The organism is Vibrio sp. D404a (assembly GCF_030248535.1).
Taxonomy (GTDB): domain Bacteria; phylum Pseudomonadota; class Gammaproteobacteria; order Enterobacterales; family Vibrionaceae; genus Vibrio.
On the sequence record NZ_JAHGAJ010000010.1, the window covers coordinates 1 to 12,466 of the forward strand.

Consider the following 12,466-nt stretch of genomic DNA (forward strand, 5'->3'; position numbering starts at 1 on the left):
ACCCACATTCACCGTCAGTGTATCGGTACCACCTTGGCCGTCAGAAACGATGACCGTAAAGCTGTCGCTGCCGTTGTAGTCGTCATTTGGTGTGTAGGTCCAGTCGCCATTTTCATCGACAGTCACTGAACCATTAGACGGATCGCTGCCTTTTGAGAAGCTAAGCGAATCATTGTCACCGTCTGATGCAGAAAGTGAGCCGCTGACTGGTGTATCTTCGTCGGTCGTTACCGCTACACTGTCACCTAGTGGGTCACCGTTACCATCAACAAGTGTTGGCGCATCGTTAACTGGGGTTACGCCGACGTTGACTGTCAGTGTATCGGTTCCACCTTGGCCGTCAGAAACGATAACGGTAAAGCTATCGCTGCCGTTGTAGTCTTCATTTGGTGTGTAGGTCCAGTCGCCATTTTCATCGACGGTGACAGAACCATTAGACGGATCGCTGCCTTTGGAGAAGCTTAGTGAATCATTGTCGCCATCGGAAGCAGACAGAGAGCCGCTGACTGGGGTATCTTCATCGGTCGTTACGGCAACACTGTCACCTAGTGGGTCATCATTTTCATCTACCAGTGTGGGTGCATCGTTGATTGGATTCACGCCCACATTCACTGTCAATGTATCGGTACCGCCTTGACCATCAGAAACGATAACCGTGAAGCTATCGGTGCCGTTGTAATCTGCGTTTGGCGTGTAAGTCCAGTCGCCGTTTTCATCGACAGTGACAGAACCATTAGAAGGATCGCTACCTTTTGAGAAGCTGAGAGAATCGTTGTCGCCATCAGATGCAGAAAGAGAACCGCTGACTGGCGTATCTTCATCGGTCGTGACCGCAACGCTGTCACCAAGTGGATCACCATTACCATCTACTAATGCTGGTGCGTCGTTAACGGGAGTTACACCGACATTGACTGTCAGTGTATCTGTGCCACCTTGGCCGTCAGAGACAATAACCGTGAAGCTATCGCTGCCGTTGTAATCTGCGTTTGGTGTGTAAGTCCAGTCGCCATTTTCATCGACAGTCACTGAACCATTAGACGGATCGCTGCCTTTTGAGAAGCTAAGCGAATCATTGTCACCGTCTGATGCAGAAAGTGAACCGCTGACTGGGGTATCCTCATCAGTTGTAACGGCAACGCTGTCACCTAGAGGGTCGCCATTGCCATCGACAAGCGTTGGTGCGTCATTAATTGGGGTCACACCGACATTGACGGTCAGTGTGTCTGTACCCCCTTGACCATCAGAAACGATAACTGTAAAGCTATCACTGCCGTTGTAATCTGCGTTTGGTGTGTAGGTCCAGTCGCCATTTTCATCGACAGTCACTGAACCATTAGACGGATCGCTGCCTTTTGCAAAGCTAAGCGAATCATTGTCACCGTCAGATGCAGAAAGAGAGCCGCTAACAGGGGTATCTTCGTCGGTCGTTACAGCAACACTGTCTCCTAATGGATCACCATTCCCATCGACAAGTGTTGGCGCATCGTTAACCGGGGTTACACCCACATTCACCGTCAACGTGTCTGTGCCACCTTGGCCATCAGAGACGATAACCGTGAAGCTATCGCTGCCGTTGTAATCTGCGTTTGGTGTGTAAGTCCAGTCGCCGCTTTCATCGACAGTGACAGAACCATTAGACGGATCGCTGCCTTTTGAGAAGCTAAGCGAGTCATTGTCACCGTCAGATGCAGAAAGTGAGCCGCTGACTGGTGTATCTTCATCGGTCGTTACGGCTACACTGTCACCCAGTGGATCATCATTTTCGTCGACGAGTGTTGGCGGATCGTTAACTGGCGTCATACCCACATTCACCGTCAGTGTATCGGTGCCACCCTGGCCATCAGAAACGATAACGGTAAAGCTGTCGCTGCCGTTGTAATTATTATTTGGTGTATAAGTCCACTCACCGTTTTCATCGACGGTGACAGAGCCGTTAGATGGATCGCTTCCTTTTGAGAAGCTAAGAGAATCATTGTCGTCATCGGACGCAGAAAGAGAGCCACTGATTGGGGTATCTTCGTCGGTCGTTACGGCAACACTATCACCTAGTGGATCACCATTACCATCGACAAGTGTTGGCGCGTCGTTGACCGGGGTAACGTCAACATTAACCGTAATTGTGTCTGTACCGCCTTGTCCATCAGAGACAATGACAGTAAAGCTATCGCTGCCGTTGTAGTCAGCATTCGGTGTGTAAGTCCAACTGCCGTCTTCTTCGAGAACCAGTTGACCGTTCGAAGGAGCTTGACCTTCTGTAAATGTGACCGCGTCACCATCAGCATCTGTTGCTTCTAGTTGGCCACCAACTGACGTATCTTCATCTGTTGTAATTGAAAGACTATCACCAATCAATGAGCCGTCAGATTCAGTAAAGGTAGGCGAGTTGTTTTCAGAGGTAAGTGTACGGTATGCATCTAACAGAGTAAGGCTTTGCGTTTCAGATAGACCGAGAGATTGGAATCCTGTCGTAATGAATTCTGTCTCAGGGATGGTTTCTTCGCCATCACGTTCAACTGTACCGCTGTTTACTAGGCTAGATCCACTTTCACCGGCAGCCGTTGCGAACTCATCGCCCAGCTGAGTCGGGTCAGCACCTTCTTCTAATGCTGCAAAGATATTCGCAATATCAGGGTCGAGCTCTACTTCAACGTCATCTTCGAAACGCTTAGCTGATAAACTTGGTTCTGTAGACTCATTTTGGCTTTCTAAAATCAGATCGCCCGGTTGTAATGCTTCACCGGCTTCTAAAACGCGTACGTTGCCATCTAGGCCTATAACAATACGTTGTCCAGCACCTAGTGCGCCTACTAGGCTTAAAATTGTCATATCCATATTTACCCCTAAACCCACTTTTAAGTGGCGTGTCAAAAAAGCGACACGTAAAAAATGCTAATTAGATAAAATATAACACCTAACCCAATGCAATTCATAGTTCACACTCATTCATTTAACAAAAACATATACAGACTAATGACAAAGATCACACCAAATGATAGTCTTCACACCCTAAACAGCGACATAAGTTATTGTGTTTCTTGAAGATAAAGAATATGGCAACTGGTAAGATTTGTTAAAACAATCGACAAACGGTTTACCAAAATGCTCGCCCAAAATCTTTGCTTCTTGTGGTCAAAGCTAGGCTGAGATCGTTAATTTTTTGGCGCTACATTTATAAACTTGCTGAGCGTTATTGGTTTGCAATTTGGACAGAACGGAGATGTCAGTGAATAGGATTAAAACAGCAACATTAGGGCTTGCTGCACTCATGAGTTTACCTTCAAATGGTCAAACCCTTGAGCAGGCGGTTGCGTTTACTCTTGAGAACAACCCTGAGATAAAAAGCGCGTATAACGAGTACATAAGTAAGCGATATCTCAACGATGCTTCAGGAGGCGCCTACAGGCCCAGTATCGATATCGATGCGGGTATTGGCTATGAACACACTGATCTCGCATCTAACTCAGGTCCAACCGATCTTACTCGAAAAGAAGCTACCTTGACTCTGACTCAATTGATTTGGGATGGCTCGAATACACTGAATGACATCGACCGCACCGCTGCCGATGCCGAATCTGTTCGTTACCAACTTTTGGCCACAGCGCAAGACACAGCTTTAGAGGTGACGAAAGTCTATTTGGATGCAGTAAAGGCCTATGAAGTCCTATCTCTTTCAGAAAGCAACCTTGCGACTCATAAAGACATTTATCGTGACATTAAGAAGCGTGTCGATTCAGGAATAGGCTCTACGGCAGACATGTCCCAAGTCGAAGCTCGTATCGCAAAGGCGCATGGTAATCTGTTGGCTGCACAAAATAATCTCTTCGACACGCACACTCAATTTAAACGTCTGGTTGGGCAAAATCCGTTAGCTTTAACCTTTCCTAGAGCCGATGCCGCAGCGATCCCATATACCATTGATGGCGCACTTGAACTCGCACTTCAAAGTCACCCAGTTATTCAAATTGCCCGTGCTGACGTCGATTCAGCCAAGTTTCAATACAAGCAATCGAAAAGTACGAATTACCCAACCTTATCAGTTGAAGCAGCACAAACATGGCGTGATGACGCAGGCGGTACTGAAGGTAGCAGCGATGAATTCTCGGCAATGCTTCGTTTAAGATACAACCTCTATAACGGCGGTGCCGATCAAGACAGAGCAGAAAGTGCTGCGTACCAACTCAACAAAGCCAAAGACCTAAGAGAAAGCGCATACAGAAATGTAGAAGAGAGTCTAAAGCTGTCTTGGAGTGCACTTGACCTAACAGTTCAACAGAAAGAGTTTTTATCGGATCACGTTGATTCTGCCTCTGACACAGTGATTTCTTATGAGAAGCAGTACCGCATTGGCAAACGTACCCTACTCGATCTGCTCAATACCGAAAACGAGCTGTTCGAAGCAAGAAAGGGATATCTCGATGCTAAATATGACGAGCAATACGCCAAATACCGTGTGATGAACGCCACTGGCAATCTACTAGCAGCATTACGAGTACAAACGCCCGAAGAGTGGCGCGAAGAAGTGGAGTACTAGACCATGAAGACACCAATGATCCTCTCTACCTGTCTATTGGTTATGTCATCTTCGGCTGCCGCTAATCAATTTGACGATGAATACGCTTATCGAGCGACACCAAAACCAGAACAGATTTACGACCTGTTAGACGAAGACAACGATGGCGTGATCAATGCGCGAGACCTATGCCCCGGAACACCTGTTGGTGCAGAGATCGATAATGATGGCTGCGGCTCATATTTCGAATCTTCGGAGCAAAAACAGCTGCATATCTTGTTTGCCAACAATTCGACAGAGATTAATCCAGCCTTCTTAAACCAAATTCGTCAAATGGCGGCATTTTTGAAGCGTTATGAAACCACGACCATTCAATTACAAGGCTATGCAAGTAAGACTGGCAACACTGAGCACAACTTGATGTTGTCTAAAGAACGGGCTGCAAATGTACGAAGAGCGCTGATCAGCAATGGCATTGTTCCCTCTCGAATAAACATTGTTGGCTATGGTGACTCCGCATCTGGTGGAGTTAACCAAGACAACATAAGCCACGCACTTAATCGTAAAGTCGTCGCCTCCGTGGCCGGCTTCAAAGGGCACATCAAAGAAGAGTGGCACATTTTCACTAAGATAGAAAAGTAGCCTTAATATTCCGGTAACTTGAAGGTTAAATACTCTGAAATAAACCATTAAAGAGATAGGTTATCCCATTTCAGCCATGTACCTAAGGCGACGTTAATGGTAACCTTGCCACGTTATCAATATAGAGAACTATTTCATGAGCAAACTAACAGCTGATACTCAAGCAAACCTTGATCTATTCGTTTCTGAATCAAAAGAAACCAAACTTGTATGGGGCCTTCGCAACGAAGAAGGTTGGCTAGCATGTGACTCTACAGAATTTGAAAATAGTGAAGTAATGCCGTTCTGGTCTTCAAAAGAAGATGCTCAGACGCACAACGTGGAAGAGTGGGCTGATTTCGAAGTTCTAGAAATCCCTCTTGATATCTTCGTTGAAGATTGGCTGCTAACACTAGCTGAAGATGGTGTACTAGTGGGCGTTAACTGGAATGCTTCTCTAGAAGGCAAAGAGCTAGAGCCTTCTGACCTAGCTAAGCTGTACATCTAACTAGCTAAGCTAAACATTTAAATCTTAAAGAATGGTCGCTAAATAGCGGCCATTTTTTTATCTGTTACTAGGCAAGCTCCCTCAAGACAGAGAGTTCACTCACACATTTTTAGCACGTTGCCACAGATTATTTGAACCAAGATCAAACTAATTCTAGAATGCTGTTCTTTATCTGAATTAGACCATTCCCAGTGATTCGCCTACTTTCTTTTTTCTTAATGATATTCATTAGTTTACCCTCTCAATCAGGCATTGACGGGGTGAATAGTAATGCTCTAATCAACCATGGCGAAACACCCAATTTAAGTTGGAACAACTTGTACCTTTCGACACTTAGCTCCTCTCCCTCTCGTGCATTAAACATGCTCAAAGCCCGATATGCGAGTGCAGAAAGTGATGGCGAGAAACTCTATATCTCAGCTCTACTCTATGCCTATATGAATCAGCATAACCAACCTTTCTATGGCGGTAGCTCTGGAGATGCGCACTATCAAAAGTTAGAGACACAATTTATTGAAGCTCTGACTTTAGATGGACAAGGTCAGTATCAAGTTGCACAGCAAAGTTTCATCCAATTGCTCAAGCAGATGAAAAAGCAGAACGATGAAACGGGTCGACTGCTGCTCAAATACCAGTTATGTCGCTCTCTCAACGAGCAATCGCGTTACCATCAAGCTAACTACTACTGCTCTATCCTTGAAGCGGAGATTAATGATATCGCCGACCCAGTAGTGCCAAAATCTATCGCTTATCGAGTGATTGCTAACAACCAGTACTTTAGAAGTGATTACCAAGCAGCATTGAATACCTATATGATCTTGGTTGAATCCTTCCCTAAAGGGCAAAACATATCCGGCATCTACAATGATTTAGGCAACCTTTTCAAAGAGATGAAACAGTTTGAAAAGTCGGAACATTACCTAAAGATGGCGCTCGAGTTACGCTCTGAGTCTTCCGAACTGCAACAGGCTCAAGTTCGTCACAGCTTAGCCAAGCTATACATGGCACAAGCTAAGCACGATCTGGCCATTTCTCAATTTCTACAAGCTAAAACGCTACTCCAATCATCCAAACACACATATGGAACGGCAATAACGACACTCGGTTTAGGGCGAGCTTACACTGCAACGAAGCAGTACGATTTAGCTCGGACTTACTTAACCGAATCTTTAAGTGTAGCCACTACTCTCAATAACCAAGTGATGCGCATTCACGCTTATCTTGCCATCAGTGACATGTTCGAAGATCAGCAACTGTTAACAGAGGCACTCGATTATGCTGAGCGCGCATTACAGATCGCACAAAAGGTGAAACGTGAGAGTTACACCGCAGATGCACTCAAACAGTTGTCTGAGTTATATCGCTCTCAACGAGATTACCAAACCGCACTCTCATATTATGAGCAGTATGCTGAGCTACAAATCTCGACTCGCAATACAGATAACCGCTTGGCACTGGAAGCGTTAAGCTTAGCGCACAGCCAATATGAACAAGAATTAGAGAGCTCTGAGTTGCGCAGCCAACTTCATCTCGACCAGCTACAAATAGAGAAAATGCAGCATCAAAAAATGATGTATAACATCATAGTCCTACTGCTTATTGTCGCGGCCAGTTTCACCTTTTACTCAAACAGGAAGATACGTCGCAAAGCCTCTATTGATGCGATGACCCAGGCATACAGCCGTGCTGAGACAATCAAACGAGTTAAAGAGACAAAAGCATCGACACAACCTGACAAGCAGCACATCTTAATTCTTCTCGATCTCGACAACTTTAAGTCCGTCAATGACGAGCATGGTCATCCTACCGGTGATCGCGCATTGGTCCATGTCAGTCATCAAATATCTAAACACCTTAACCGAGGTGAACTATTTGGTCGTCTAGGGGGCGAGGAGTTTCTGGTTCTGCTTAAAGAGACTGATATTGAAGATGTTCGTGAGCGAGTGGAAGAGATTCATTACGCCATCTCGTCGAGCGAATTTCTCTCAGAAACAAAAAAGCCACTCACGATTACTGCAAGTTTCGCCTATTTAGCGACTCAGAAATCATTGAGTGACTTTGATATTCTCTATTCAGTTCTCGACCAAGCGCTCTATCAAGCTAAGAGCAATGGCCGAAACTGCATCATCGATGCGTATAACGACCCTATCGATGCAAGTAGCGCTAGCAATTCACCGATTGTTTACGAACTAACTCAGCCATGATCTGTTCGCGGTTGCCTAGGTAATCATTAAGACCCACTTTACGCAGTTCACACGCTGGACAATCGCCACAACCATCACCAATGACGCCGTTGTAGCAAGTCAGTGTCTTACCACGAACCAACTCAAGTGCATCATACTGGTCAGCCAGAGCCCAAGTTTCCGCTTTGTTTAGCCACATCAGTGGAGTCTTGATATCCAGCTTTTTATCCATGCCCTGCTCTAGTGCAGAATTCATCGCTTTTACAAAGTCATTACGGCAATCTGGGTAGCCAGAGAAATCTGTCTCACATACGCCTGTAATCACCGTTTCCGCACCAATTTGGTACGCGTAAATGCCTGCAAGCGTTAAGAACAAGATATTACGGCCTGGTACAAATGAATTCGGAAGTCCGTTTTCTTGCAGTTCATGCGACACAGGAATGTCATCACGCGTAAGCGAGCTAATTGCAAGCTCATTAAGTAAGGTTACATCCATAACCTTGTGCGCTTTGACCCCAAGCTCTTTTGCTAGGCTCTGCGCAACTTCGATTTCTAATCTATGACGCTGACCATAATCAAAGGTGATTGCATGAACTTCATCATACTCTTTAAGTGCTTGAACCAAACAAGTAGTTGAATCTTGTCCACCACTAAATACAACAACGGCTTTTTTCATTTTTAATCCTTTTCAACAATGTTGATTCTGTGCTTAAGCAATACTCAAATACTTATGCGTTTGAATAGATAAACGCCAATTACGTTCAATACAAGTATCAATACAGAGTTGAGTTGCTCGATCTTTCTGGCTAATCGGTTGCAGCGCAATCACCGTTTGTTCAGAGACATCCGCGCGCTCTAGTAGGTGATCCAATTGGTCAATGTCTTTAGACGTGCCTACCGGATGTTTAATTTCATCGGCACGATGCAGAGCACTGTCTAGAATCTCTAGCTTCGCCTTCATTGCCACTTTAGGTGACACTGTCACCCATGTGTTAGGCGTTGCTTTGATTTCTGATGTACCACTGGTCTCAATCTGACAGCGGCAACCCATTTTTTCAAAGGCTTCAGTTAATGGTACAAGATCATAGATGCACGGCTCACCACCAGTGATGACAATATGTTTAGCATTAAAGCCCTGCTTTACATACTGATCAACAATACCTTGGGCATCAACGGCTGACCAAGTTGGCGAGTCTTCTGTTTTCACCATAATATCGCCAAGAGAGGTTTCATCTTCAGCGAGTGCTTCCCATGTCTGTTTAGTGTCGCACCAAGAGCAACCTACCGGACAGATTTGCAGGCGAACAAACACCGCTGGAACACCAGTAAAGACACCTTCACCCTGAATGGTTTCAAACATTTCATTAATCTTGTACAACTTTCCCTCAGCTCGAATCATTTCGTAAAACAAATTAGGCGGAGACGATAAAGCACTTAAAGGCTTGGGTCAAACAAATGAGTATTACAAAATCCGTTGATCAAATCCCTAGCTTGCTTTTTCGACTTGCCTTATCCTTGCCACAGATATTTTTGTTAGCTTTTTATTTTTAGTAAGTAAGGAACCCCATGTACAAACTGATTGCTCTGGATATGGATGGCACACTATTAAACAGTGAAAAAGTCATCTCACAAGAGAACAAAGATGCGATTGCCAGAGCACGAGCTGCTGGTGTAAAGGTCGTACTTGCGTCAGGTCGCCCTCTAGAAGGAATGCAGAGTAAGCTAGACGAGCTCAACATTAATGGTGAAGATGACTTCGTACTCTTCTACAACGGCTCGATGGTACAGAACGTTTCAAGCAAAGAAGTGATTCATAGCGAGATTAGCCACGGCAAAGCCGCAAAAGAAATCGCGAATATCGCGAACGAGCTTGGTGGCTATGTTCATGCGTTCAGTAAGGTTCATGGTCTAATCACGCCTGAAAACAATGAGTACACAGGCATTGAAGCACGTATCAACGGTCTAGACATTACCGAATACGACTTTGCTCAACTTGAAGATGAGCACGAGATCATCAAAACCATGATTGTTGCAGAGCCAAGCAAACTAACAGAGATCATCGGTAAGCTACCAGAACAATTGAAGTCACAATTTACCATTGTTCAGAGTGCGCCATTCTTCCTTGAGTTCTTGAACCCAAAATCTAACAAGGGTGTGGGCATTGAGGCTATCGCTAACCACTTAGGTATTCATGCAGAGGAAGTGATTTGTATGGGTGACGCTGAAAACGACCACCACATGTTAGAATACGCTGGCCTTGGTATCGCAATGGAAAATGCGATGGATGAGACGAAAAAAATTGCTAGCTACATTACCGCTAGCAATGATGATCACGGCGTAGCAAAAGCAATCGACAAGTTTATCTTCGACAAGTAATCGCTTTGACGTGTTAGAGAAACTCTAAACAACAAAAACGAAAAAGGCTGTCATCACAGCCTTTTCTTTTATCTAAACTCTCTTCCAAGGTAATCGAAACCCGACCACACCAAGTAAGATGAGCAATGGAAAGCGCAAGGTTTCGACAATCAATGACCCGATACCGCTGAACGACACAAAACTACCAGCCCAACTGATCAAACCGTTTGTCATCAATAGCAAGGCGATAACTCCGACAACAATCTTAAAAGAGAACTGCCCTGTTAGTGGCTTAGCGTGAGTGAGTGTCACCAAACAAGCAATGGTCATCAGAACCGCCACCCAAAAACTGAACGTCGGCAGTGGCCAAATTACGGTCAAAACAATCGAAATCACCACCAGCCCCCACCACACCGATCTTGAGCTAAGCAGCTCACTAATATTCACGTCTGGTTTAGCATCCAGTCTCACAATATGCCAAGTGGCTAACCCGCCAAGTACGGCACCCATCATCACATCACTGAAGAAAGCACTACCAGAATAAGCTTTGAACAAGGTAATCCATAACAAACCAATACCAATCCACATCCAAGCTTTCTGATCATCCAGCTTCTTCAGTTTCCACACAGCTAGGCTCGTCAAGCTCACCCAAATTCCAGCTAGCATACTTGGGAAGCTATAACCACTGCTCTCCACCAGCTTTAACGTCGGGAGATAAGCGTGTGGACGCGGCAGGCCAAAACCTTGGTGAGCAATGAGAGTAAGCAAGGTCACAGAGATCAGCGTGAAGCCAAATTTTAACGCGAAGTTACGACCAAAGTGCCACGCAACCAAAGGTAGGATAATGATAAATATCCACGGCTGAGCAAATAGATTCGTCGCCAAAATCGTATTACCGATTAGGCTAGGTAGTGAATTGATTCCATTTTGCAGCATCGTAATTGCACTAAGTTCAGCTTGGTGAATCGCAGGGGCCGCTCCAACCAACTCTGATACATAGGTCACTGGTTGATCTGAGGCACGGCCAAACATCTCGACTATCATTCCCCACTGTTCAGGGTAGCGATATTCACTCGCGTCCAATGTTTGTGGCGCCAACAACATAGCGCGACTCACCTCGACACCGTAATGAGGTGCAAACCAAATCGGTAATTCGAATCCGCCAAGTTCATTCTTGGTATCGTAGCTAATGATCTCTGAATCGGAGATACAATCAAAAATGACTGCCCCATCTGTGTAACCCAGAACGTCACCAACCGTTACAGCTAAGCCAGCCTCTTCCCATGTCTCTCGTTGAGCGGCGACATAGGCAGGCTCACCAGAAACAATCGTACCGCCCGGAAGTGACAGTTGCCCTGTAATGAGTTCATCAACCAAAACGATTTGGTCATCAGCACGGACTAGGCAAAGCGCACCCGCTAAGTTGTCCGGCAATTGCTCTTGTGCGGACGCATTGGTCACACCTAAAATAGAAACCAATAAAACGAGAAAGAATCGATATAACAACGAAAGTACCTACAAAACCAAAAACAGATAAAAATAGTAACGAAATGAACGCAGTGTAATAGAGTGGCTCTTTAAGCGCAGCCTAGCTTTTAACCAATGACTTTCTCCACCATTGAATGTGCGGTATGAACCCCATTTTTTGATAGAAGTGCTTGGCATTGCCGTTGAAATCCCATACCTCGACGAACACCTGTTGCACTCCGTAATCGTCAAACGTGCTCTCTAGCTTATTGAAGAGCTTCTCTGCGATTGACTGGTTACGGTAATCAGGCAACACAAACAGCTCATCGATACTACCCATCTGCACAGGTTTACTCACCGTAGACACCAACTCACAGAAGTGTCCCGTGACAAAGCCAACAATCAACTGCCCTTTGACGGCGACGTAAACCAAGCATTGAGGGTCATCAAGATACCGAGCGATACTCTTTTCCTGTTCAATTTCTTGTGCCGTTTTAAAGTGCTCAGGGCTAGCCAGATGATGAAAATGGTGGAGGTCGAACATCATCTCGTTCAGCTGCTCAAGGTCAGAATTTTGCGCAGCTCTCAATGTTAGGCTCATGGTGTAGCGTCTTCTTTTATTTCACAAAATATCACTATAGCCTAGTTTACTTGCGCCGGGCATCGTTACAAGCCCAGATCCTCACTTAGAGTACGATATTCAACATTGCACTCGTGCTTTTTCATCGGTGAAGGGATTGAAATAGACAACTAAAAAGAAAACCGCCTAATGTTTATTATTAGACGGTTTAGTTTGAAGCGGGATCTCATCATGACGGTAAA

Annotated in this window: 10 protein-coding genes; 5 read left to right on the forward strand and 5 right to left on the reverse strand. The window is 45.2% G+C overall.

The window, feature by feature from the left end; translation table 11 throughout:
• A partial coding sequence (locus KI655_RS06810; protein WP_285402977.1) for an Ig-like domain-containing protein occupies positions 1-2,832 on the reverse strand: 2,832 nt, incomplete at its 3' end.
• 385 nt (positions 2,833-3,217) lie between these two features.
• Between KI655_RS06810 and KI655_RS06815 the strand changes: the two genes are divergently transcribed.
• The 4 genes from KI655_RS06815 (at position 3,218) to KI655_RS06830 (ending at position 7,843) form a co-directional block, all read left to right on the forward strand.
• Positions 3,218-4,531, forward strand: coding sequence for a TolC family outer membrane protein (locus tag KI655_RS06815; protein WP_306416322.1), 1,314 nt, complete (start codon positions 3,218-3,220; stop codon positions 4,529-4,531).
• 42 nt (positions 4,532-4,573) lie between these two features.
• Positions 4,574-5,152, forward strand: a complete 579-nt coding sequence (locus KI655_RS06820) for an OmpA family protein (protein WP_373417274.1) — start codon at positions 4,574-4,576, stop codon at positions 5,150-5,152.
• Positions 5,153-5,288: 136 nt separating this feature from the next.
• A complete protein-coding gene (locus tag KI655_RS06825) occupies positions 5,289-5,639 on the forward strand; it encodes a DUF2750 domain-containing protein (RefSeq protein WP_032549144.1) in 351 nt (116 codons plus the stop codon).
• Between the two features lie 362 nt (positions 5,640-6,001).
• Complete coding sequence (locus KI655_RS06830; RefSeq protein ID WP_306416323.1) at positions 6,002-7,843, forward strand: diguanylate cyclase; 1,842 nt, start codon at positions 6,002-6,004, stop codon at positions 7,841-7,843.
• On the opposite strand, the gene queC is transcribed toward KI655_RS06830, so the two are convergent.
• Together queC and queE are read right to left on the reverse strand one after the other, a co-directional pair.
• On the reverse strand, positions 7,803-8,498 hold the full coding sequence (gene queC / locus KI655_RS06835) for a 7-cyano-7-deazaguanine synthase QueC (protein WP_285402984.1): 696 nt from the start codon (positions 8,496-8,498) through the stop codon (positions 7,803-7,805). The two genes, KI655_RS06830 and queC, sit on opposite strands and share 41 nt — an antisense overlap.
• 33 nt (positions 8,499-8,531) lie before the next feature.
• Positions 8,532-9,200, reverse strand: coding sequence for a 7-carboxy-7-deazaguanine synthase QueE (gene queE, locus KI655_RS06840; protein WP_306416324.1), 669 nt, complete (start codon positions 9,198-9,200; stop codon positions 8,532-8,534).
• A 188-nt stretch (positions 9,201-9,388) separates the two neighbouring features.
• Between queE and KI655_RS06845 the strand changes: the two genes are divergently transcribed.
• Entirely contained in the window at positions 9,389-10,198 is an 810-nt protein-coding gene (locus KI655_RS06845; RefSeq protein ID WP_285402987.1) for a Cof-type HAD-IIB family hydrolase, read from the forward strand.
• Between the two features lie 72 nt (positions 10,199-10,270).
• Here the strand turns inward: KI655_RS06845 and KI655_RS06850 are convergent, their stop codons facing one another.
• Together KI655_RS06850 and KI655_RS06855 are read right to left on the reverse strand one after the other, a co-directional pair.
• Entirely contained in the window at positions 10,271-11,656 is a 1,386-nt protein-coding gene (locus KI655_RS06850; RefSeq protein WP_373417275.1) for an NUDIX domain-containing protein, read from the reverse strand.
• Positions 11,657-11,765: 109 nt separating this feature from the next.
• Entirely contained in the window at positions 11,766-12,245 is a 480-nt protein-coding gene (locus tag KI655_RS06855; protein ID WP_285402991.1) for an N-acetyltransferase, read from the reverse strand.
• Positions 12,246-12,466: the final 221 nt, after the last annotated feature.